Origin of the sequence: Natrarchaeobius versutus, assembly GCF_041205745.1 — an archaeon.
Classification (GTDB): domain Archaea; phylum Halobacteriota; class Halobacteria; order Halobacteriales; family Natrialbaceae; genus Natrarchaeobius; species Natrarchaeobius versutus.
In genome coordinates this window covers 260,397-283,217 of the sequence record NZ_JBGFCC010000008.1, presented here as the reverse complement: position 1 = coordinate 283,217, position 22,821 = coordinate 260,397, and the positions used below count along the sequence as shown (strand labels likewise).

Annotated in this window: 25 protein-coding genes; 13 read left to right on the top strand and 12 right to left on the bottom strand. The window is 61.8% G+C overall.

Features of this window, described 5'->3' with window-relative positions:
- Positions 1–10: 10 nt before the first annotated feature.
- Complete coding sequence (locus AB7C87_RS18235) at positions 11–847, bottom strand: universal stress protein (protein ID WP_369730932.1); 837 nt, start codon at positions 845–847, stop codon at positions 11–13.
- A gap of 459 nt (positions 848–1,306) precedes the next feature.
- On the opposite strand from AB7C87_RS18235, the gene AB7C87_RS18230 reads away from it, so the two are divergent.
- The 8 genes from AB7C87_RS18230 (at position 1,307) to AB7C87_RS18195 (ending at position 7,852) form a co-directional block, all read left to right on the top strand.
- The gene (locus AB7C87_RS18230) at positions 1,307–1,456 is read left to right on the top strand and encodes a DUF7512 family protein (protein WP_369730931.1); all 150 of its coding nucleotides are present in this window, start codon (positions 1,307–1,309) and stop codon (positions 1,454–1,456) included.
- Positions 1,456–2,493, top strand: a complete 1,038-nt coding sequence (locus tag AB7C87_RS18225; RefSeq protein ID WP_369730930.1) for a sulfite exporter TauE/SafE family protein — start codon at positions 1,456–1,458, stop codon at positions 2,491–2,493. The genes AB7C87_RS18230 and AB7C87_RS18225 overlap by 1 nt, the downstream gene beginning before the upstream one ends.
- Before the next feature lie 85 nt (positions 2,494–2,578).
- Complete coding sequence (locus AB7C87_RS18220; RefSeq protein WP_369730967.1) at positions 2,579–4,429, top strand: cation:proton antiporter domain-containing protein; 1,851 nt, start codon at positions 2,579–2,581, stop codon at positions 4,427–4,429.
- A gap of 453 nt (positions 4,430–4,882) precedes the next feature.
- Positions 4,883–5,158, top strand: a complete 276-nt coding sequence (locus tag AB7C87_RS18215; protein ID WP_369730929.1) for a hypothetical protein — start codon at positions 4,883–4,885, stop codon at positions 5,156–5,158.
- 94 nt (positions 5,159–5,252) lie between these two features.
- Positions 5,253–6,053 (top strand): IclR family transcriptional regulator, encoded by an 801-nt coding sequence (locus tag AB7C87_RS18210; protein ID WP_369730928.1) that lies wholly within the window; start codon positions 5,253–5,255, stop codon positions 6,051–6,053.
- Between the two features lie 396 nt (positions 6,054–6,449).
- Complete coding sequence (locus AB7C87_RS18205) at positions 6,450–6,623, top strand: DUF5786 family protein (RefSeq protein ID WP_369730927.1); 174 nt, start codon at positions 6,450–6,452, stop codon at positions 6,621–6,623.
- A 50-nt stretch (positions 6,624–6,673) separates the two neighbouring features.
- Positions 6,674–6,808 carry a hypothetical protein gene (locus AB7C87_RS18200; protein ID WP_369730926.1) on the top strand — a complete coding sequence of 45 codons (135 nt, stop codon included), beginning with the start codon at positions 6,674–6,676 and terminating at the stop codon, positions 6,806–6,808.
- A 72-nt stretch (positions 6,809–6,880) separates the two neighbouring features.
- Positions 6,881–7,852 (top strand): deoxyhypusine synthase, encoded by a 972-nt coding sequence (locus AB7C87_RS18195; RefSeq protein ID WP_369730925.1) that lies wholly within the window; start codon positions 6,881–6,883, stop codon positions 7,850–7,852.
- 49 nt (positions 7,853–7,901) lie between these two features.
- Here AB7C87_RS18195 and AB7C87_RS18190 read toward each other — a convergent pair whose 3' ends face one another.
- Positions 7,902–9,182 carry an RNA-guided endonuclease InsQ/TnpB family protein gene (locus AB7C87_RS18190; protein ID WP_369730924.1) on the bottom strand — a complete coding sequence of 427 codons (1,281 nt, stop codon included), beginning with the start codon at positions 9,180–9,182 and terminating at the stop codon, positions 7,902–7,904.
- Between the two features lie 652 nt (positions 9,183–9,834).
- Here AB7C87_RS18190 and AB7C87_RS18185 point away from each other — a divergent pair.
- On the top strand, positions 9,835–11,145 hold the full coding sequence (locus tag AB7C87_RS18185; RefSeq protein ID WP_369730923.1) for a polysaccharide deacetylase family protein: 1,311 nt from the start codon (positions 9,835–9,837) through the stop codon (positions 11,143–11,145).
- Positions 11,146–11,243: 98 nt separating this feature from the next.
- On the opposite strand, the gene AB7C87_RS18180 is transcribed toward AB7C87_RS18185, so the two are convergent.
- The 7 genes from AB7C87_RS18180 to AB7C87_RS18150 all read right to left on the bottom strand — a co-directional run bounded on the left by AB7C87_RS18180 (position 11,244) and on the right by AB7C87_RS18150 (position 15,843).
- Positions 11,244–12,272 (bottom strand): NAD(P)/FAD-dependent oxidoreductase, encoded by a 1,029-nt coding sequence (locus AB7C87_RS18180; protein WP_369730922.1) that lies wholly within the window; start codon positions 12,270–12,272, stop codon positions 11,244–11,246.
- On the bottom strand, positions 12,269–12,628 hold the full coding sequence (gene trxA / locus AB7C87_RS18175; protein ID WP_369730921.1) for a thioredoxin: 360 nt from the start codon (positions 12,626–12,628) through the stop codon (positions 12,269–12,271). The genes AB7C87_RS18180 and trxA overlap by 4 nt, the downstream gene beginning before the upstream one ends.
- Before the next feature lie 394 nt (positions 12,629–13,022).
- Positions 13,023–13,385 (bottom strand): hypothetical protein, encoded by a 363-nt coding sequence (locus tag AB7C87_RS18170; protein ID WP_369730920.1) that lies wholly within the window; start codon positions 13,383–13,385, stop codon positions 13,023–13,025.
- Between the two features lie 26 nt (positions 13,386–13,411).
- Complete coding sequence (locus tag AB7C87_RS18165) at positions 13,412–14,248, bottom strand: VOC family protein (RefSeq protein WP_369730919.1); 837 nt, start codon at positions 14,246–14,248, stop codon at positions 13,412–13,414.
- Positions 14,249–14,748: 500 nt separating this feature from the next.
- Entirely contained in the window at positions 14,749–14,958 is a 210-nt protein-coding gene (locus AB7C87_RS18160; RefSeq protein ID WP_369730966.1) for a HalOD1 output domain-containing protein, read from the bottom strand.
- A gap of 29 nt (positions 14,959–14,987) precedes the next feature.
- A complete protein-coding gene (locus tag AB7C87_RS18155; RefSeq protein ID WP_369730918.1) occupies positions 14,988–15,596 on the bottom strand; it encodes a DsrE/DsrF/DrsH-like family protein in 609 nt (202 codons plus the stop codon).
- Position 15,597: 1 nt separating this feature from the next.
- Positions 15,598–15,843 (bottom strand): sulfurtransferase TusA family protein, encoded by a 246-nt coding sequence (locus AB7C87_RS18150; RefSeq protein WP_369730917.1) that lies wholly within the window; start codon positions 15,841–15,843, stop codon positions 15,598–15,600.
- A gap of 247 nt (positions 15,844–16,090) precedes the next feature.
- Between AB7C87_RS18150 and AB7C87_RS18145 the strand changes: the two genes are divergently transcribed.
- From AB7C87_RS18145 to AB7C87_RS18130, 4 genes are all read left to right on the top strand, one after another.
- Positions 16,091–17,284 carry an MBL fold metallo-hydrolase gene (locus AB7C87_RS18145; RefSeq protein ID WP_369730916.1) on the top strand — a complete coding sequence of 398 codons (1,194 nt, stop codon included), beginning with the start codon at positions 16,091–16,093 and terminating at the stop codon, positions 17,282–17,284.
- A gap of 17 nt (positions 17,285–17,301) precedes the next feature.
- Positions 17,302–17,859: a YeeE/YedE family protein gene (locus AB7C87_RS18140; RefSeq protein ID WP_369730915.1), complete on the top strand. Its 558-nt coding sequence runs from the start codon at positions 17,302–17,304 to the stop codon at positions 17,857–17,859.
- A 2-nt stretch (positions 17,860–17,861) separates the two neighbouring features.
- Positions 17,862–18,323 carry a YeeE/YedE family protein gene (locus AB7C87_RS18135; protein ID WP_369730914.1) on the top strand — a complete coding sequence of 154 codons (462 nt, stop codon included), beginning with the start codon at positions 17,862–17,864 and terminating at the stop codon, positions 18,321–18,323.
- Between the two features lie 194 nt (positions 18,324–18,517).
- The gene (locus tag AB7C87_RS18130; protein ID WP_369730913.1) at positions 18,518–19,117 is read left to right on the top strand and encodes a nitrous oxide reductase accessory protein NosL; all 600 of its coding nucleotides are present in this window, start codon (positions 18,518–18,520) and stop codon (positions 19,115–19,117) included.
- A gap of 23 nt (positions 19,118–19,140) precedes the next feature.
- Here AB7C87_RS18130 and AB7C87_RS18125 read toward each other — a convergent pair whose 3' ends face one another.
- Genes AB7C87_RS18125 through AB7C87_RS18115 form a run of 3 tightly spaced genes read right to left on the bottom strand, consistent with a single transcriptional unit; the run spans position 19,141 to position 22,756 of the window.
- Positions 19,141–20,040, bottom strand: coding sequence for an ABC transporter permease (locus AB7C87_RS18125; RefSeq protein WP_369730912.1), 900 nt, complete (start codon positions 20,038–20,040; stop codon positions 19,141–19,143).
- Positions 20,037–20,831 carry an ABC transporter ATP-binding protein gene (locus tag AB7C87_RS18120; RefSeq protein WP_369730911.1) on the bottom strand — a complete coding sequence of 265 codons (795 nt, stop codon included), beginning with the start codon at positions 20,829–20,831 and terminating at the stop codon, positions 20,037–20,039. Before AB7C87_RS18120 ends, AB7C87_RS18125 begins: the two co-directional genes overlap by 4 nt.
- A complete protein-coding gene (locus AB7C87_RS18115; RefSeq protein ID WP_369730910.1) occupies positions 20,828–22,756 on the bottom strand; it encodes a NosD domain-containing protein in 1,929 nt (642 codons plus the stop codon). Before AB7C87_RS18115 ends, AB7C87_RS18120 begins: the two co-directional genes overlap by 4 nt.
- Positions 22,757–22,821 lie beyond the last annotated feature (65 nt).

The following is a 22,821-nucleotide window of genomic DNA, read 5'->3' as shown; positions in this document are numbered from 1 at the left end:
TCAGACCGTCTTAGGTTGGTGGAACGAGCATCACGTTTCCGTTCGCTCGAGCGACGAGATCCTCGGAGACGCTGCCGAGCAACAGCCTGCGAAGCCGGCTGTGCCCGCGCGAGCCGACGAGAATCGTCGTCGGGTCGACGGCGTCTTCGACGGCGAGGATTTCGTCGGCGGGGTCGCCCTGACGTACATCGATTCGCGTGTCGATGTCCCACTCCTCGAGCCGGTCGGCGAGCGATGCGAGCCGTGTTTCGGGGTCCGCACTGTCCGACGGTTCCGGATCCTTGGGCGTCTCGACGTGGACGAGCGTCGCCTCCTGGGTCGCGTGGCGGAGATAGGAGAACGTCTCGAAGGCACGCTCGGCGTTTTCGGAGAAGTCAGTCGCGTACAGCATGCGCTGGAAGAGGTGCTGTCTGACGACGGACGGTTCGTCGGCCTCGCGTTCGACTCTGTTGACGAGCAGCGGCGTCTCGGTCGTCCGCGCGAGGTTGCGCGCCGTCGAGCCGATGACGCGGTTCTCGAGGGGACTTTTCCCACGCGAGCCGACGACCGTGATGCTCGCACCGACCGTCTCCGCGATCCCCCTGATGCGTCGGTGGGGTGTCCCGCGGACGACGTGTACCTCGACGTCGAAGCCGGCGGCCTCGATGACGCGCTCGTAGCTACTGATCGCATTTCGACGACGCTTCTCGAAGTCGATTCCGGGCATGCCCGCGTGGACGTTCGATGGGATCACCGTCACGAGGTGCATCTCGTCGACGCCGATCCGACTCAAACACTCGAGACAGGTTTCGTTCTCGATGGTCGCCTCGCTGGCGGCCGAGAGGTCGGTGGCGAGTACCGCTTTCATACCGGTAGTAAGGGCCGACGGTATAATATTGTTTGGGTATCCCAATATAGCGCCGCCTCGAGACGGATATCTCCGTCGAACTTTCTGTAGATCGTTCCCCGGGGTCGTTCGGCCGTGATTCAGTAACAGTTGTCGAGAACACCATATTGGTTCGTTCGATACCGTCACGAGGTGATCGAATGTCGCGACAGTGGCCGTCCCAACGGTGACCGTCCGGACAGCGACCGTGCCCAAACACGTATCACGCGCATGAAAGGAAATGGCGGCGAAAATCAGGCCATCTCTGGGCCGTCGATATCTCCATAACGTATACAGATATTCTCGTTGGATAGCGGTGCCATATCTTGCAGTAATATTGTACACCAGTCCCAAAAGCGTTATACATGCCCTCCGGGTAGAAGAGAGTGAGTAGAAATCCATGACCCGCACACAACTGAACGCCGACGGAAGGTGGAGGGGATGATCGAACCCGTGGCGCTCCCCGCACCGATACAGGCGACGCTCCTCGTGGGCGTCATCCTCGTTCAAGCGGTCGCCCTCTACGCCGGCTATGGCGTCCTCGAGCGAGTTGCAACACCACTGATCGAAACGATCACAGACGCACGATAATGGAGATACTGGGACTTAGCCTGACCCTGTTGGTGCTGTTCGTGAGCTTCGGCTTCATGGTCGGGGTGTTGTTCGGATTCTTCGGGATGGGCGGTTCCTTCCTGATTACGCCGACGTTGTTGATCCTCGACTACCCCGCCTCCGTCGCGATCGGGAGCGGGTTGGCGTTTTACTTCGGGACCTCCGTGATCGCCGTCTTGAAACACTACGACATCGGCCAGGTCGACTACAAACTCGGTGCGATCCTGTTCGTCGTCCTCTCACTCGGGATCGAACTCGGCAGTCGGCTCGTGTTCGGCCTCGAGGCGCTGGGCGTTGCGAACCTCATCACGGGCGTCGCGTACGTCGTCTTGCTGGGGGGGATCGGCGCGCTGTTCCTGCGCCGAGCCGCAAATCTGGACGCCGAGGACCCCGACGGCGAGGGCGACGAAGAGGACGTCGACGACGACGATATTCCGGCGATCGGCCAGAAGATCCAGTCGTACACCGTTCCGCCGATGATCTCGTTGACGTCGGGCGGCCGGGCGTCGCTGTGGACGATTTCGGGCGCTGGGGGGAGCGTCGGCCTCGTCTCGGGGCTGATCGGCGTCGGCGGCGGCTTCATCCGCATGCCCGCGATCTACTACCTGATCGGGACGCCGCTTTCGGCCGCTGTCGGGACCAGCCTCTTCGCCGGATTGTTCTCGGGCGCGTTCGGGACGTTCACCTACGGCATGTCCGGCAGCGTCGACCTGACGGTCGTCTCCCTGTTGCTGGTCGGGAGCGCACTCGGTGCGCGGATCGGCTCGGCGGCGACCACGATCGTCGAGGAGGACGACGTGATCGTCTACTTCGGGCTGATGATGGTGCTCGCGAGCGCTGGAATCGCGCTGTCCGAACTCGCGAACTGGCTGGGCACGGGCGCGCTCGATCTGGTGAGCGTTTTCTTACTCGTCGGCTCGTCGTTCGCCGTCGCATCGATGATCCTCTATCAGGTCGTCACATCGGTCGGCGGAGACGACATGGACTCCCAGCCAGCCGCCGACGGAGGTGACTGAGTTCAGTGGCGCCTCGCCAGTACCGTTTCGAACTGCTCGCACTGCGTGTGCCTGAACTCGGCGTTTCGACCCAACGACGGCCATGATGCTCGTCGCCACCGTCGCGCTCGTGCTCACCCTCGGCGTCGCCTCCCGCGTCCTCGCGGACCGACTGCAGATTCCGAGCGTCCTTTTTCTGATCGTCGCCGGAATCGCGATCGGTCCCGAGATGCTCGGACTCGTCTCCCGGGAGACGTTCGGCGGCGGCCTCTCGGCGATGGTTGGTGTCAGCGTCGCGATCATCCTCTTCGAGGGCGGCTACCACCTCCGCCTCGAGAAACTCCGCGAGAGTCCCACGGCGCTCACTCGCCTCGTCACCGTCGGCGCCGCGATCACGTGGCTCGGGACGGCCGCCGCCGTCGTCGTCTTCCTCGAGACGAGCCTCGAGGTCGGTCTCCTGGTCGGCGCGCTGTTGATCGCGACCGGGCCGACGGTGATCGGCCCGATCCTGCAGGTCGTCACCGTCCGAGATCACGTTGCGAGCGTTCTCGAGGGTGAGGGTGTGATCAACGACGTCACGGCGGCGATTCTGGTCGTCGTCATCTTCGAGGTCTTCGTCGCCGGGAACGGGACGCCGGCCGCGCTCGTCGGCGACTTCGCGATGCGGCTGTTCGTCGGCCTCGCGGTCGGCGCGCTCGTCGCTGGGGCCGTGTGGCTGGTACTCGACCGCGCACGCTCGCGACCCTGTGCGGCAGCGCTTCACGGTCGGTTGATCGTCCTCGCGGGCGTCGTCGTCGCCTACGCCGGCGCCGAGACGATCGCCAGTGAAACGGGAATCGCCGCCGCCGCGATGGCCGGCTTCGTCCTCGGGAACGTCGACCTCCCCTCCCACGAGGAGATCATCGATTTCCTCGACGACCTCTCGGTCGTCGTCCTCTCGTTTGTCTTCGTCGCGCTGGCGGCGTTGATCGACTTCGCGGACATGCGCGCGCTCGGACTGGCCGGTCTCGCCATCGTCGTCGCGATCACACTAGTACTCCGACCGGCCGTCATCTACCTCTCGACGACCGACGCGCGGTTTACGCACAACGAGCGGCTCTTCCTCTCTGCGGTCGGCCCGCGCGGAATCATTCCCGCGAGCGTCGCGACGCTGTTCGCCGTCGAGTTGCAGGCGATCGGCCGGCCACGGGAGGCCCAACTACTCGCCGGCACCGTCTTTCTCATCATCTTCGCGACGGTCGTCCTCCAGGCCGGCCTCGCACGACAGATCGCGGACTCCCTCGAGGTGTCACCAATGCGCACGATAATCGTCGGCGGGGGCCGAGTCGGCCTCTCGCTCGCACAACGACTCGAACAGGACGGAGAGAACGTACTGCTGGTCGATCACGATCCGGGTGCGGTCGAGAAAGCCCGAAAACGCGGTCTTCGCGCGCTCGAGGGCGACGGTACTGATGCCGACGTTCTCGAGGACGCGGGCGCGGACGACGCGAAGACGGTCATCGCGACCACGCCGGACGACGACGTCAACCTGCTGGTGTGCCAGCTCGCGAAGACGACCTTCGACGTCGGCGAGGTCGCGTCGCGAGTCAACCAGCCCGACAACGTCGGCGCGTTTGAATCGCTCGGCGTCCACGCGATCGACCTCTCGATGGCGACCGCGTGGTCGCTCGAGAACGTCCTCGAGCGACCGTCGCTCTCGGCGTGGATGAACGAACTCGGTCGCACCGGCGACGTCCAGGAGATCGAAGTGACGGCCACGGACCTCGTCGGCAAGACGATCGCCGATCTCAACGCCGAGATCCCAGAAGGCGTCATCGTCGGCTTGCTCACCCACCGAAACGGCACGACCGAAGTCCCAACGGGCGATCACGAACTCCGCGATGGCGACCGCGTGACGTTCCTCGGCCAGACCGAGGCCGTCGATCGTGCCACCAAGCGGTTCCATCCCCACGACTGATCCGATCTACTGTACCGAGATCTTGGTTGGAATCACAGGACGGATCGCGGTCGCGCCGGAACTGCCGGACAGCGCCTCGTCTGACCGGGCCATTGTCACAACGGTTTTCGAGTCCCGAGTCGGAGTCCGAACAGCTCGTGGCGCATCCTCTGGCTCGGAGTCGAGTAACGTGAAATTCTGAACCGGTCAGTATGGGGCTCTCTCGAGCGTACCGTTTCATAATAGACCAACGGTACCGTGCCGAGAGTATCGTAACAACTGCAAGATGTACACGCTGATCGCAGACCACTCTGGCGATCAGGTGTGCAACGACGTGCAGTGGCTACGATACTTCTCAGACAGCCGTCCGGAGCGAATGTCGTGGCTCGCCGCCACCAACATCGTTTTGTTCGTTCGGGGAAACTCACCGGTAGGCGCGCTCGAAGCTGTGCCCACCGGAGACTCTTCGCTATCATGAACGAACTCCCCGCTCGATTACAGTCGTTCGATATTTCGCACGCGGACGACGTCGTGTGTGAGTACCTGCAAACGACGTACCTGAATCATCCGACGAGAGGCCCCTACATCAAATCGAGAGTGCTGTACGAGGGTGTCGAAGACGACATCGACGACCGATTCTCACTGGAACTGTTCGGACTCTTCTGTGAGAGTCGACCGTATCTCGAGAAGTGGTCGAGAGGCTACGGCGGATCGTACCGATATCGCATCCTCGAAGAACATCTTCGGTGATCGTCGGTTCCGGATAGGGAGTGACGAGCGTTAGACCTATATAAAAGTCCCACTGTAGCGAACGTTTATACTGTCCGATCCGATACGAACAGCTATGACTAGACTGACGGCGAAAACGACGAAACGATCGCTGGACGTGATCGATACGATCCAGACGTTAGACGGTGCAACACTCGAGGAGTTGACCGGTGAACTGGAGATATCACGAAGTACGATCCACCTTCACCTCCGGACCCTCCTCGAGGAGGGGTACCTCACGAAGGAGGGTGCGGTCTATCACGTTGGATTGCGATTTCTCAACCACGGTGAGTACGCACGTTCACGGAAGACGGCGTACACGCTCGCGAAACAGACCGTAACGGAACTGTCGGACGAGATCGACGAGGAGGTAGAATTCGTCGTCGAGAACGATAACCGTGGCATCCTGGTCTACGAATCCTTCCACCCGGACAGCCACTTTCCGTCCAAGGAACGTCATATCTCGACCGCCCAAAGTTCCGCGGGAATCTACTACTACCTCCACTGCGTCGCGACCGGCAAAGCGATTCTCGCCTCACTCCCCGACGACCGCGTCGAAGCGATCCTCGACGATTGGGGGCTTCCCAGACAGACAGCCCAGACGATAACGGATCGAGACGACCTCCTCCGGGAACTCGAGCAGGTTCGCGAACGAGGTGTCGCGTTCGCGGACGAAGAGTACGTCGACGGTCTCAGAGAAGTCGGGCGATGCGTCAGGGGACCTGGCGGGCGCGTACTTGGGGCGATCGCGATCATCGGACCGAAGTATCGGTTTACGGACGACCGGTACACCACCGAACTGCCCGCCATCCTCGCAGAGTCCGTCGACGACCTCGAGGAAGAGATCCAGGACTCGTATCTCGAGGAGTTTCGGTAACGCCCTACGGTCGTATGGGTGGAATACGTCCGTCACTCTCCGGATAGCGCCGGAGGTGAGCCGGTACTCTCGATTGCGTAGCGGACTTGCCTCCAGTACCCGTTATTTGAATCCGGAATACGTGGATCTTTATATTATCGACGGCTTATAGACGCCGTGTTCGGCGTCCGGTCCAACGCTGTACCCTGCGAAATAGACCGAACATAGTCGCCCTATGATTACAATCATACACCTGTAATACACCATCGGACGAATCCGGTCGAGGCCGATGAATCCGACCATATTGGACTTTTATGTTTGCAAGTAGAATCTACCGCCACGGAGTCTGTATCGTTGCTCTCCCAGTGACCGATATCTTGATTACGACTCTCGACAACGTATCCAATTCACATGGGAATGGGTAACTATGACCAGCGTGAGTACGAGCGTCGTGAACGAACGATCTCGGAGTTCGAGTCGGACTCGGAGGACCAGCCGACCGAGTACCGGGGGGAGATGACGTTCGACGAGGGCAGTTCGATCGGCGAACTCCTCGAGAATCTCGAAGAAATCAGGTCGGACGAGTCGTGATCGCGGCGGAGACCAAACGCTTTATCTCGGGTTGCTTGCTAGTATCGACTATGGCGCTCGACGAAGTGCTTAGCGGTGACCAGCTTACAGGCCGTCAAGCAACAGTGATCTTCTTCGCATGGATAACGATCGTGATCGCGGTTGGCATTCTCCTGCTCGTCTATACGAGAGCGACGATCGGATAGCCGCGATCGTCTCGGCGCGTCCACTCGTCTCGAGACGAGGCATTCAAATCAGTCGTCGCACAACGAGCGCGTATGACCGACGACGACTCTCGCGAACACGTCCTTCCGGGGAGCGACGACGAACTCTCCACGGCGGACGTCCGCGGATACGATTTCCGCGGCGAGTTCGACTTCCAGGACCTCATGGCGTCCTACGAGACGACGGGGTTCCAGGCGACGCAACTCGCCGAGGCCGTCGATATCGCCGAACGAATGCAAGAAGACGACGCGACGGTTTACCTCACGTTCACCTCGAACATCGTCTCCTCGGGGCTACGCGAAGTGGTTGCGTACTTGGTTCGGGAAGGGTACGTAGACGTACTCATCACGACGTCGGGTTCGTTGACCGAAGACGTCATCAAGACCGCAAAGCCGTTCAAGATGGGCGAGTGGGACGCCGACGAGGCGACGCTTCGCGACCACGGAATCAACCGTCTCGGGAACATCTTTGTTCCGTCCGACCGATACGTGTGGCTCGAGGAGTACCTCTACGACTTCTTCGAGGACTTCTTTGCGGAAGAAAAGTTGCGGACGCCGACGGCGTTCGCTCGGGAACTCGGGGAGACCCTCGACGACGAGGATTCCGTCCTGAAACAGGCCGCGGACAACGACGTTCCCGTCTACTGTCCGGCGCTGACGGACGCGGAGGTCGGGAACTTCCTCTATTATTACCGGCAGGGGTACGACTCGGCGGTCGGTATCGAGATCTTAGACGACTACGACTCGCTCATCGAGGACGGGTTGCTCGCGGATACGACGGGACTGATCGCCGTCGGCGGCGGGGTGCCGAAACACCACGCGATTATGACGAACCTGTTCCGGGGTGGCGCCGACTACGTCGTCTACATCTCGACGGGGATGGAAGGAGATGGGTCGCTCTCGGGTGCACCACCCAACGAAGCGGTGTCGTGGGGCAAGATCAAAGAACGGCGGACGAACTACACGCAAATCGAAGCCGAAGCCACGCTCGTGTTCCCGCTTTTGGTCGCGAGTGCGTTCACTTGACATCCTCCCCGCCCAGAAGGGCGAGGATTCCCACTTGGGATATTGTGGTTTACGACGTGACCTGTTCTTGAGGTGCATACGCACCAATTTCCTTGTCAAACAGGAACGTCGATGGCTGTGCCAACCAGCCGTTACTCCTATCACCGCCATCCGTGGCGGGACTCGGAGATACTTTCTGCCGAATGTTCTCAGCACCGTTCACATCAGCGTTCACCACCAAACCGCACTCATCACACACGTACAATCCACGTTCAACACGGTTCGCCTTGCGTTCCCGACCACAACACGAACACGACTTCGACGTACCCCGCTCGGATACATCCTCAACCGCGATTCCTTCCATCTCGGCCTTGTATTCAAGGAGGTCGGTGAACCGGTCGAACGCCCACGAGTGCAAGTCCAAATTACCGTGTTTGCCCCAGTTTTTCGACTCGCCGTCCTCTTCGTCCTCGCGGATTCCAGAGAGGTCTCCCACTACAATCGTTCCAACACCCTCCTCAACACACCGTTGAACGATGTGCTTTGAGAGCGTGTGGAAGTAGTGGGTTCGCCGTCGAGACTTCTTCTGGTTCAATCGTGTGGCCTGCTCGGAGTCTGAGTCGTCACAGCGAGCGATTCGCTTGCTGAAGTAGTAGTCGTCCTGCTTCAAGCAATTCAACGGGTATAGTTCGCTGTGACCGTCCTCGTAGGCGAGTGCCGCGAAGTTGTTGATTCCGAGGTCAACCCCTACGGTCTTCTCACCGGGTGACTCGGCCACTTCGATTTCGACTTTGCAGACGAAGTGCAGCTCCCATTCATCCCCTGTCCAAACACCCCTGACTTGTTGAACGTTATCCACCGTGGAGAGGTCAATATCGGGGCGGGTCTGGTACTCGCAAAGGATGAAGTCCGACCAGTATTCCTTGAGGTTTGAGCCTTTGGAGAGTCGGACGCGGTTGTACTGGGTGTCGAGTTTGAAGCCTTTGTTCTTGAACGTTACTGTGCTTCGTGGATGTTCGTCGCCGTGTTTGCGGTAGCCGGGCGGGTTCGCTCTCGTATCTCCGTTGCGTCGTTTACCGTACCAGCCGTTGAACGCCTCAGCGAGTTCTTGAAGGACTCGCTGACTTGACTGAGAATGCAGGTCATCGTAGCGTTTGTGGCTCTTGAGGTAGGCGGTGAGTTCGTCGTGTTCAGGGATGTGGTCGATTTCATCCCAGATACGACTGATTGTCCACCGTCCAACGTTCCAGAGCTTCGACGCGGCGAACCCGAGGGCGTCGAGGTCGTCTTGCACCTGTTGCTGATTCCTGATGGAAGCAGTGATGGTGCGGGTGACGACCTGTTTCGCCATACGTAACCTATGTTGATAAACCTACTTGAAGGGATGGATTACGCGGCGTAGAATATCCAGCCGTGCCATCGAACGTGGCTTGTAACGCCGGCGATCGAACTGCACAGTGAGCATGACCAGGAGGGGGCGAGTGTCTACGATCCACACGTCTCCTACTGGAATTTGCCATCAGGCGAAAACTAATTGCGACGATGTCGCCGTACGCGAGAGCACGCTCGAGAAACGTCAATGTACACCAGACCGCATCGAAACTGTTCGATCGGGGCATAATTGTCGACGTCGTTACGGTTGTACACCCACTCCGGTGAACTCCTCGAGAGTTACTCGCTATCGTCGCTTCGCACTGTCGACCGACCGCTACGGAAACCACTGCAACGAATCCGTACTGATCGGCGATCCGTCTGGCGGTCAGGTGTGTAATGACGGAAGTGCTACTATAGTATCGGTTCCGATATATCGATCTCCTACTGTGTGGCGGTACAACCGTTCGTACTACGTGGCAGGAATTCACAGATCGAAGCTGTTGAGTCTGAGTAGACAGTTGGCTCTGTTCATTCCGGTTACCGATAATAATCTTCGGTGACAGAGACGGACACGAGAGATATTTTGCTCATAACAATTCGTATCAGCAGAAGCGTTTCGTACCACAGAGATGAGACGGCGAACGTACCTTACGACGACGACTGCAACGATAGCTGGACTCTCCATCGCGGGATGTGTGGGCGACGAGGCGACTGACGACGACCCTGAGGGCAACGGTGATCGTGACGACGACGACGACGAGAGCGAGGCTACCGACACGGAAGAAGACGACGTTGAAGAGGACGAAGCGGACGACGAGGAGGAACCGACTCCGGGGCTGGTCGGGACCTTCGACGACTTCGAACACCTCGAGGAGTGGATGGCATTTCAAGACATCGGCTCGCTGGAGGCCGATACGGACCGAGCATACGATGGCTCGCAGTCGGCCCTTCTCAGACCGCGTGAGGACGACGGCCAGGTCCGGATTCGGCGCTCGCTCGACGAACCGATAGACGTCCGCGACGTCGCGCCTGGACTCGCGATGACCGCCGACAACAATGGGATCGTGCGAGTCCAGCTTCAGGACGAAGACGGGGACTACATCGAGTACAGCCAGCAGGTGATGCCTGAGATGCCACTCGTTCGTAAGAACTTCGGGATCACACGTATTCATGGAGATCCCGATCCGAGCGAGATCATCGTTCTTCAGGTCATCTGTTGGTTTAGCGAGGACACTGACAGTCAGTTGTGGGTCGACGACTTCCACTTCGTTCCCACTCCCGACTCGGGGAAGGTGATGCTCCAGTTCCACGGTGGCTACGAAACGCACTATACGGACGCATTCCCGGTTCTCGAGGAGTACGATCTCCCGGCAACCGCGTTCGTCCCAACGAATCGGCTCCGTCCCGATGCCGCGGTCGCGGGAGATCGTCTCCTGTACGATCAGGTCGAAGAGCTCGACGACGCCGGCTGGACGATCGCCAGTCAGTCCGCCCGCGGCGTTCATCTCGGAGGTGTCGATGCGTCGGAGCTAGAATCGAATCTTTCTGACTCGGTCGACTGGCTCACGGAAAACGGCTACGAGGACGGTGCGCGTTTTTTCGCCTTCCCCGGTTCGGAGTATACGGCCGACTCCTACGAACTCGTACAGGAGCACTTCGATCTTGCGTTCGCAGGACAGACGCAATCGCAAGGGTACGCAGGGAACCCGCACCTCTGTTCGCTCGTCGCCGACCCCGACCCCGAGGAAGCGGCCGACCTAATCGACTGGACGGCCGAGTGGGGCGGAATCACGTCACTCGCCTTCTATCAACTCGAGGAGGGCGATGCACTGACTAGCGTCGAAGAGGCGGCTTCCGCCCTCAACGAGCGCGCGTCAGCAGGCGACGTGGAGGTGATCACTCCCGCCGAGATGGCAGACAACTACGTGTTCGAGGGCTGATTCGAACTGCTGTCGGTTCCCTCGTCCGGTCTGGCGTCCGTCAGTGCCGCCGCGACACGGACGGCGGTCGTGCCGGTAAATCGGTACAGTAACCCGTATCAGTCGTCGGCCGTCGCTTCGGCGACTGCTGGGGTTTCGCGAACGGCCTGTTGTTCGAGCCACGCTTCCGCGTCGAGGGCGGCCATGCTCCCGGTGCCTGCGGACGTGATCGCCTGCCGGTAGTCGGGATCAATCACGTCGCCGGCCCCGAAGACGCCCTCGACTGTCGTCTCGGTCGTCAGTCCCTCGCTGGTGAGGAGGTGGCCGCTGTCTGTTAATTCGATCGATGCGTCTACGAGGAAGTCGGTGTTGGGGACGTGGCCGACAGCGTAGAAGATGCCGCCGGCGTCGACCGTCTCGCGGGAGACCGCGGGTCCGTCGCGTTCCGTCGGATGGCCGTCGGGGTGAGAGACCAGCGTCGCACCGGTGACTCCCTCCGCTTGCGAGCCGTGGATTTCGACGAGTTCGGTGTTCCAGCGGAACGTGATCGCGTCGTGGTCCCGCGCTCGCTCGGCCATCACTTCGGAGGCGCGTAGCTCGTCTCGGCGATGGACCATCGTGACCTTGTCGGCGAACTTCGCGAGGAAGAGCGCCTCTTCCATCGCGGAGTCGCCGCCGCCGATCACGAGGACGTCGTTGCCCCGGTGGAACGCGCCGTCACAGGTTGCACACGTCGAGACACCGTAGCCCATCATCTCGTCCTCGCCGTCGGCGCCGACCCAACGCGCGCTCGCGCCGGTCGCGACGATCAGCGCACGCGTTCGCAGGGTGGTGCCGTTCGACAGATCGAGTTCGAACGGCCGATCTCCGAGCGTCGCCTCCTCGACGGTAGCGTGTACGAACTCGGCGCCGAAGCGTTCGGCCTGTTCCTTTCCGCGCTGGATCAGTTCCATGCCGCCGACGCCGTCGGGAAAGCCCAGAAAGTTCTCGACGTCGGTCGTCAGCGTTAGCTGGCCACCCGGTTCCGGTCCCTCGAGGACGATCGGCTCGAGGTCGGCTCGTGCGGCGTAGACCGCCGCCGAGAGTCCCGCAACACCGGAGCCGACGATCACGACTTCGGAGACGGAGTCGGTTGTGGCCTCGTTCATTCGGTGTATCCCTCGATCAGGTCGCGGAGTTGCTCCGCTGGCAACGCGCCGGTGTGCTGTTCGACCTGTTCGCCACCTGCGAAGAGGACGAGCGTCGGGACGCCCCGGACGCCGTAGGCACCGGCGAGTTGCTGGTGGTCGTCGACGTCGACCTTCGCGACGACGGCGTCCGTCTCGTCCGCCAGCGTCTCGAGGACGGGCTCGAGCATCTGACACGGTCCACACCACGTCGCGAAGAAGTCCACGAGCACGACGTCGTACTCGCCGACGATCGTGTCGAGGTGGTCCGCGCCCTCGACGGGGAGCGGGGCGTCGATCCTTGCGTCGGTCGATCCGGTGTGGGTCTCGGTTGTCATCACGCAATCGTACGTACCGACGATGTTTAAAGGTTTTGGACACACTGTACAATACTGTGGGGCAAGCGATTGCGACACCCTCTCCTCCGAGAGCGAATGCGCTGGCGCGGACGCCGCGACCACGACCTCCCACTCGCTTTCCAGGACCTCTATCGTAACAACTGAAACGGGTAACACACCGCTCACAGACAGCTTCCGGAGACCGAATAAACGGACCGGTCTCCGGGCCGACTATCGTGAGCGGGTTGCAATGACGCTCAGTGGCTACTATAGCAGTCGGTCGACGTCGCCAGCAGTGTTTACCGCGTGGACGGACGCTCGTATGGCGTTCGGCGAGGGTAACGGTCGAACGACGATTCCGTCGGCTATCGGGCGGTGGACGGTGGCGGCCGAGTCATCGACGAGGGCGAGTCACCGGTGTCATGAGCGACGTCGACCAGTTCGGCCACGGGAAGCGACGTTCCGGGGACCACGTCACCGCGCTGAAACAGACCGGGTCGACGCCGGAAACGGCTTCGACGAACCGATCGTGATCGATCCGAGCGCCGTCGGTGACGACGACGCGAACCTCGATGCCCTGGCGCTCGAGGCGTTGCCAGGGCAAGATGCCGGCGGGATGTTGGAGTACAAGTACGGACGCGATGGCATCTCCTTCGTCACCGCCGATCCAGCCGGAACGACCGGTGAATGTACGCCGTGCGTATCTCGACGGACAAACCGTTGTGGGCGTACACTCCATCCCATCGTACGGGTCCACCGCTGACAGGGAGAGAGAAACGACGTTCAGGCTCGAAACCGAACCTCGATCTCGTCCGGACCTGTGACGGCGAACTCCTCATCTGTTTCAGTCACCGAATACTGACTGTCCGCGGTTCGCTCACGAATCATCTCGAGTGCGTCTCTGTTGGGAAGCACTACTTCGAACCAAGAGAGGCCTCTGGATTCGACTGGATTGGACCGATGGTTCCACGTGTTCGCCGCGATGTGATGGTGATACCCACCAGCAGCGACGAAGAGCGCGGCCGGTATCTCCGTTTGTACGTCGAACCCGACGGTTTCCACGTAGAAGTCGCTGAATGCCGCAAGCGAGGACACCTCGAGGTGGACGTGCCCCACGTCCGTTCCAGCAGGAACACTCGAGGCGCCGGCGCCAGCAGCGTCCACCGACACCAGATTCAGGTGATTGGTCACCATTCGAATGCGGCCGTCGTCGCGAGGCCAGTCCTCACGCGGGTAGTCGCGGTAAATCTCGATGCCGTTCCCTTCCGGATCGGCCAGGTACAGCGCCTCACTGACGCCATGGTCGGATGCGCCCCCGAGTTGCCAGTGTTCGCGAACGCGAGCTAACGCATCACCCAACGCCGCACGCGACGGGACCCTGAACGCGTTGTGAAAGAGCCCGGTTCCCGACCGGTGTCGAGTAGGAGCGCCCGGGTCGTGCTCTAGGACGAGCAACGGAGTTCCCTCGACACCGAGAACGGCTGTCGTGTCGTCGTGGCTGAGCACGGAAAGTCCGACGGCGTCCCGATAGAAGTCGGTCATCTCCGTAAGCACCGACACCGTGAGTGCAGTCCGTCCGATGTGGGTCTCCGGAGGCAGTGTCCCTTCGTCTACGTGCATAGTGGCTCGATATGGGGTGTTCGAAGCGTCGTCAAGTTGGCCATTAGACCACCATCTCCGACTGCCTATCTGCGATATGGATTGTTTGACTAAACGTACGGGCCATCCTCTTGCCAAAATTGTACGCGACCGTGGCACCGTTTTGTCGTTCGATCATAGTACGTAGGCTGGTAGTAAATCCACTTATAGCTCAGGAAACACTCGTGTGAGTTGTCTATATCGACTAAACCACCCGACGTTACTGATGAGGGCAAACAAATCACTGAGTTGTTAAAGTCCGATATCTATAATCTAGTTGGAATAACCGAGCGAATCGGATCGAAGTAGAAATCCGTCGTGCTCGACGACTTACGAGATAGCCAAAAGAGTCTCAACGAATGTAATTATCCACTGGTGTAGGACCGTGATTAATCAGATAATGGACATATCTGGGGAAGTATGAGCTCCGCCGGTGATCCTCCCTCGAGTGAACGGTAAGACGACCGCGTTACGTATCGGAGTTAGCTCACGTCGGTGGTTCCATCGGACGAAACCGTCACGTCGTACCCCCAACAGTTGAACGCTATGCACCCACGCCGCGTCGAGCCGGCGGTAGCGGTCGATTCGAACACCCGGTCTGACGAAGTCGGATCGACCAGGTCGTTGAGCGGCGCCTCGAGGGAATCGGGAAGGACACCCTCCGCGTCGGCGACCTGTTCGACGACGCGCAGACTCGGTTTCGAGCGAGCGAATCCATGGACTATATCAGCAGTTGAACGTCGGATTCGGCCATGTGCTGTACTGCGGTCGCCGCGCCGACGCCCGTGGTGACGCCGTCGTAGAAGTCGTCCTCGTCGTAGTCCATCAACTCGATGGTCATCTGGCACGCCTGGAGATCGACGCCGCTCTCGAGTGAGAGTTCGATCAACTCCTCGATGGTGGCGGTTCCGTTCTCGTCGATCCGTTTTTCCATCATGCGCGTGGCCATCCGATCCATGCCGGGAATCGCGGCAACGGCGTTCGGAACCGGCATATTCGGGTTGCCGACGGCGCTCAGTTTGAGGTTCTTCGAGTTCTCCTCGTGGAGGATGTCGAGTCCCCAGAACGTGTGGAAGACGACGACGTCCCAGTCGAAAGCGGCCGCGGTACTCGCGAGGATCAACGGCGGGTAGGCCATGTCGAACGTCCCCTGGGTGGCGATGATCGTCATCTTCTTGGCGCCGTCTTCCGCGTCGCTCTCGGCGACGGACTCCTCGAGTTCGTCGACGCGTTCGCGCAGTGCCCGTAACTCCTCGGGGTCGATCTCGGCTTCGGGTTCCGGTTCGTCCTCGGCCTCGTCCGCTGGTGTCGCTTGTCTGTCCGTGCTCATGTTATGCCGTCTTCTCGACGTAGTGGGTGTAGCGGTCGTCTCCCTCGACCTGATCGAGGAGTTCGACGCCGCTGGTCCCATCGGCCCAGCCCTGGATGTCACTCATACTGCCCGAGTCGGTCGCCACAACCTCGAGCACGTCGCCGGCTTCGAGGTCGTCGATGGCCTGTTTGGTTTTGACGATGGGAATCGGGCAGGACTGTCCTTTCACGTCGAGCGTTTCCGTGGTATCGTATTCTGAACTCATGATCGATCTCTATGCTCTGTATTGGAGCTATCACACAATATCGGTGCCACCCATAAAAGCGTGTCGATTATTGCACTGTACTCAAACATCCGATGGCCGCCAGAGGGGATCAATTGGAATAGATTCAGACATCCAGCCTAGTCCAAACCGGTTTTTCCTTATCTCGTCGCGCCATGAGTATTGTGGTGTGTGGGAAATACTATACAAATCCTTAAGTGCCCGTAGCCAGTACTGGGCAGTGTACAACATGGACGAAATGGACTTTCCAACGCCGGCGGTCGAGATCGAATCGGTGACGCCGGACGGGTTGAAAGCACGTATCGACGCAGGGGAGGACGTCACGCTGCTCGACGCGAGGATGGAGTCGGACTACGAGGAGTGGCGGATCGACGGCGAGAACGTCGATTCGATCAACGCTCCGTACTTCCACTTTCTCGAGGACGAGATCGACGACGACGTTCTGGCAGCGGTGCCGAACGACCGCGAAGTGACGGTTCTCTGTGCGAAAGGCGGTGCCAGCGAGTTCGTCGCCGGTTCGCTCGCCGAGCGTGGCTACGACGTCAACCACGTCGAGGAGGGAATGAACGGCTGGGCACGTATCTACGAGCGCGTCGAGGTCGAACGCTACGACGGCAGTGGGACGCTCTATCAGTACCAGCGTCCCTCGAGTGGCTGTCTCGGCTACCTCGTCGTCGACGGGGACGAGGCGGCCGTGATCGACCCGCTCCGCGCGTTCACGGACCGATACCTCGAGGACGTCGACGAACGAGGTGTCGATCTGAAATACGCCATCGACACGCACATCCACGCGGACCACATCTCGGGCGTTCGGACCCTCGTCGAGGAAGGCGTCGAGGGCGTCATCCCCGAGGCGTCCGTCGATCGCGGCGTGACCTACGCCGACGAGATGACCCTGGCCGCGGACGGCGACGAGTTCCAGGTCGGGTCGGCGACGATCGAGACCGTCTACACGCCCGGTCACACCTCCGGAATGACCTCGTACCTGATCGACGGTTCGCTCCTTGCGACCGGCGACGGGCTGTTCGTCGAGAGCGTTGCCCGCCCCGACCTAGAGGAGGGTGACGACGGCGCGCCCGAGGCGGCGAGCCAGCTCTACGAGTCGCTCCAGGAACGCGTGCTCACCCTGCCCGAAGACACGCTGATCGGCGGCGCACACGCAAGCGACGCCGCCGAACCTGCCGAGGACGGCACCTACACCGCACCGATCGGCCAGCTCGAGGCGGAGATGGACGCCCTGACGATGGACGAAGACGACTTCGTCGAGCTCCTCCTCTCGGATATGCCGCCGCGCCCGGCCAACTACGAGGAGATCATCCCGACGAATCTCGGCCAGCAGGAGACCGACGACGAGGAGGCATTCGAACTCGAACTCGGCCCGAACAACTGCGCCGCCAGCCAGGAGTCCCTGGCCGGTGACTAACCACATTCAGCAACCGAATGGTCACTGAACTCTTCGCGCCCGCGCTGTACGAAGCCCTCTTTCCGGCGGGGATCAGCCGCTACGCGGTCGGGGGATTACTCGTCGGCCTCGGTGCCGTCGTCATCTATCTCGGCACGGGAATTCCCGCAGGGGCGAGTACGTTCCTCGAGTCGACGCTTTCGTACGTCTCGGATCAGTCGCGATTCCAGCGTTACGTCGGTTCGCGCGACTGGCGGGTCGTGTTCACGCTCGGGATCGTCGCCGGCGCGTTCGTCTACGCGCTTACCTTCCAGTCCGGGCTGATCTCGAGTGGCCTCTACGAATCGGGGACGACCGGCCAGTTGTACGATTTCGGCGGGTTCACGCTCTGGTTGACGGACGTCCAGCCGTGGCGGCTGTTCCTCGGTGGGATCCTCGTCGGAATCGGCACCCGGATCGGGAAAGGCTGTACGTCGGGCCACGGCGTCTGTGGCGTCGGCTCGGCGTCGAAGACGTCGATCGTGGGCGTGATCACGTTCCTGATCGTCGCGATCGGAACGGCCCAGGTCGTGATGGCGTTGGGGGTGAGTCCATAACGATGAACGGAAATCGTGCCCCCCTGTTCATGCCGCTGATCTTCGTCGGCGGTCTGATCTTCGGGTTCGGCCTCGGGTTCAGCCACATGGCTCGCCCCGAAGTCGTCCTGAACTTCCTGCAGTTCCAGGACTTCGGGCTGTTGTTCGTCATGGGCGGTGCGGCAGTCGTCACCGGCATCGCGTTCGCGCTCGTTCCACGACTGCTCGATCGTGCGCCGCTGACCGGTGACACTTACGGGCGACGGTTGAAGTCGTTCGACCGCAACGTCCTGATCGGCGGTGCGATCTTCGGCGTTGGCTGGGGGCTCTCGGGGATCTGTCCCGGCGCGGCCTACGCCAGCCTCGGCGTCGGCAACGTCACGATCCTCTGGGCGATCGCCGGTATGTTCGTCGGCGCCTACCTCCAGGGGTACTGGCGTAGTCAGCGCGCCGCCGCGGACACGACCCTCGCGGGTGCTGACTAGAACCGTCGAGTCTCGTCGTCCTCGAAACCGTCGTGATGTCGCTCTCGGACGGTCATACGGATTACTGTAACGATTTACCGGCGCAACCGCCACCTGGGTCGCGGTTGCGCCGAAAATGACTTACAGTAAACCGTATCAGTCGCTTTCAGCGATCGAACCAGACGAGTCTTACCGGTCGATTTCGAAGATCGAGCATGAGCGAACGTGGTGTGAGTGGACGGATGGGTGGGGAGTACCACCGGCGAGCAGTACTGGCCAGCGTCGGCGTCGCTGGACTCGGTGCCTTCGCCGGCTGTCTCGAGGGGGATTCGGCACCCGAAGCCCCCGATCCGATCACGATCGACTCGAGTGCGATCTGTGACAACTGTACGATGCCGATCGTCGATCATCCCGGTCCCGTCGGTCAGTCGTTCTACGACGATCCGGAGGCGGTTCTCGGCGGCGGCGACGATCGTCCGGCGCAGTTTTGCAGTTCGCTCTGTACGTACGCGTTTACGTTCGAGCACGACGATCACGAGCCGACGGTGACGTATCTGACCGATTACTCGACGGTCGACTACGAGATCGACACCGGCGGCGACGAGCCGGAGATCTCCAGTCACGTTGAGGCGGACGCGTTCGGTGAGGTGACGACGCTGACGTTGATCGTCGACAGCGAGGTCCAGGGGGCGATGGGAGCGTCGATGATCGGCTTCTCCGAAGCCGACGACGCCGAGGCGTTCGAAGCCGAACACGGCGGTGGTGCGTACGAACACGGCGACGTCGATCGCGAGCTCGTTATGTCGCTTATGTGATCAACTCGGAATCGTCGAACCGACTACAGCGTTTTCACCGCGACGAGAAGCGAGACGACGGCCCAGACGACGAGTCCGAACAGGCTGGCTATCGGCGACGCCGCCTGAGGCCCGGTGCCGGCGGCCGTCAGGACGACCGTTTCGAAGACGAGCCCCCGGTAGGCGCTGAGCGGACTGATCGCTAGCGTATAGACGAGTGATCCATCACCCACGTAGTTCGACGCGAATCCGTACGCGATCGCCAGATCGAGTCCGACCAACAGGACGACGAGCCCGCCGAGCGCCAGCGCGAGTGCGCTTCGTGCTCCATCAACCAGCGCCGACATCGCCAGCACGACGGCGAGGACGACGAGTGCGAACAGCGCCGTCAGCACGACGAAGCGGGCGAACAGGATCGGCGAGTCGGCGCCAACGTGGGAGGCGTACCGGCCGGTCGGGTCCGTCTGCACGACGAATCCGGCGGCGCCGACGAGGAGCAGGGGGACGACGACGACCACCAGGACGCCGACGGCACGTCCGGCGTAGATCCCCAGGACGAGTTCGCGCGCCGTAACCGGATACGTCGTTAGGACGTCGAGTTCGCCTCGTTCCCTGTCGCCGACGATCGCCCGGTAGCCGAACGCGACGGTGACGACCGGGACGAGCAACTCGAGGGGCGTGAGGAGGTCGACGACCGCCGGGACGAATCCGGCTCTGACCCCACCGCCGACCCACGCGGTCGCAATCAGAATTGCCGCGAACGCAACGCCGAGTGCCGCGAACGTACGCGTGCGGGCCACCGTCCGAAGTTCGCGGCCCATCACCCGACGAACGCGTCGGCTCGAGTCCGAGTCGACCGTCTGATCGGCCGGCGTCGATCGATCAGTTCCCGTCGTCCCCGCGTCCGGGGTGGTCTCCCCTGGGGACGGTTCGTTCTCGGTCACGACGTCTCACCCTGGCTCTGTACCCGAACGCGTCGCAGATCGCCTTCGATCGACGCCTCGTATGCGCCTCGAAGCGACGCGACGTCGAGTCGGTCCCGAACCGAGTCGGGACTGCCGCGCTCGACGATCTCCCCGCCGTCGAGCAGGAGGATCCGATCCGCTTCACTGTCGACGAGTTCGAGATCGTGCGAGCTCAATACGACGGCGGTTCCGGTCTCGGCGAGTTCGGACGCGATCTCGAAGACGCGCTTGCTCATTCCGGGATCGAGCCCCGACGCCGGCTCGTCGAGGACGACGACCGGCGGGTCACCGATCGTCGCCTGTGCGATCCCGACGAGCCGAGTCATCCCACCGGAGAGCGCGTCGACCTGGCGGTCATCCGCGTCGGCGAGTCCCACGCGCTCGAGTCGTGCGCTCGCGTCCGCTCGATCCCCGCCGACGAGCGACGCGTAGAAGGTGAGCGTCTCGAGGACGGTAAACCCCGGCCGGAACGCGGGCCGTTGGGGGAGGTAACCGACCCGGCGGGCGGCCGGCGGCCCACGATAGACGATCTCACCGCCGGTCGGATCGTGTAACCCCGCGAGTGTCCGTAACAGCGTCGTCTTTCCGGAGCCGTTCGGGCCGATTAGCGCCGTCACCGACGCCGCGTCGATCGACGCGGAAACGCCTCCCAACACGGCGACGTCGCCGTAGGAGAAGTCGATATCCGTCGCCTCGAGTCTCGGTTCACCGACCGCTGTGGTCGCTTCACCCGCCGTTCCGGCCGATTCGCGGTGGTTGTGCTCTGTCATGATTCGATAGCGCTCGTTCCGTGACACGTCCGTGCCTCGTCGGCCCACTCGGTCTGTGCCAGTCGGTCCGGGTTCTGTGGCTCACACGCCGGGCTGAGGTCGGTAATGCTTCCGGTCTGCATACCGGGGATCGACGCCTCGAGTCCGGCGAGTGCGTCGAGCGCCGGCGCTCGAGCGAGTGTGGCGGCGCCGTCGGTGGTGTGCAACTGGGCGTCGACGGTGTCCGTCGGCGTATACGCTCTGTCGGGTGGGAATCCGTCCGCAGGGGTCGTCCCACCCTGCCAGTAGTTGCCGATCCCGTCGTGAGTCCAGATGCGAAGCGGGCCGACGCCGGCGGTCGCGTGGGCGTCGTTCCCGACGAAGTCGTTCGCGACGACGCGGTTCGTCGGGAGCATCGCTCCGTCGCGTGCTCCGACGCCGTTGCCCGCGAAGACGTTAGACTCGTATATGGTCGACGACGCCTCCATTCGAAGGCCGACTTCGTTCGCCTCGAAGACGTTCTCCGCCACGTAGGAGTCGGACCCACCGATGTACGCGCCGACGTCGGAGTCACGAACCTCGTTGCCGACGACCGCGTTTCGCTCGGGACCAGTCATGATGTAGATTCCCGTGTTTTCGACGTTGCGAAACTCGTTGTTCGCGATGAGCGCCCCGTCGTTGTGCATTATGTGGGTCCCCAGAAGACTTCCATCGATCGTGTTGTTTCGGACGGCGATGCCTTCCGATCGGTACAGGTAGATCGAATCCCGGCCGTCGAGGATCGTCGACTCCTCGATCACGCCGGGTGAGCGAAACGCCATCACGCCGGCGAACCCGTCCGCCCAGTCGTCGTTACCCTGAACGGTCACGTTCCTGACAACGGCGTCGGGACTCTCCCGGAGAATAACGCCGTTCGACGGCGTCTCGACGGTGACGTTTGCGACCGAGATGCCGTCGGCGACGTGGGCCGAAATCGCCGCGTCGGCCCCGGTGTAGTGAGTCTGGAACTCGTCGTCCCACTCGCCTCCTTCCTCACCCGGAACCGTCTCCGCACCGGCGGTCATCGGCCCGACGCCCGTGATCTCGAGCGATCGGATGCCGACGTCGGCTGCGGTGACGGTGACGACCGAACCGTTCTCCGGGCCGACGATCGTCGCCGCGCCGTCGCCGGCGAGGGTGATCGGCCGATCGATCTCGAGGCGCTCCTCGTAGGTGCCGTCAGGAACGAACACGGTCGTGTTCGCGGGCGCTTCGTCGATCCCCGCCTGGACGGTCTCGACGTCCTCGCCGACGACGACCGACACGGGGCGTTCGTCGTGGATCGTCGCCGCTTCGACGGTCGCGTCGGCGTTCTGCTGGCGTTCACCGACGTGGTCTCTGACGGTCGCCGCGTCGTCGCGCTCGAACGGTTCGGCGAGGACGCCGTCCCACGATCGAACGGACCCGCCGTGGGCGGCCGCGAACGATTCCGCGTCCTCGCGGTCGGCGAACGACACCACCGTCGGTCCCGAAGGGGACCGAGCGTCGCTGTCGACGACGTACCACGCACCGTCGGCGTCGGTCCACGCCGGCGATCGATCGGTGACGGGATAGCCGTCGTCGTCCAGGTCGAAATCGACGCTGCCGTAATCGGTGACGTACACTGTGAGTGGATAGCCGAACTGTCGGTCGTGACCCTCCTGTTCTCGCTCTCCGCGGAACGTCTCGACGCCGTAGTAGCCGACGACGTACTCGTACTGGGAGTAAAACACCTGCACCTCGGGGAGTGTGACATCCTCGTCGAGTTGGCGTTCGGACTCGAGCGTGAGGCCGACGGTCACCGTCTCGTCGAACGGGACCGGCTCCGGCGTCGCCGATTCTGTGTCGGCGACGAACGGCGCGATACCGCCGATCACGACGAGAGCGAGTATCGCAAGCGTGGCGAGTTTCCGCGAACGTCCGGACACAGCTGTGATTCGGCGGTGACGCCGAATATATGATCTGGTTTGGAACTCGAACCCACAGCCAACCG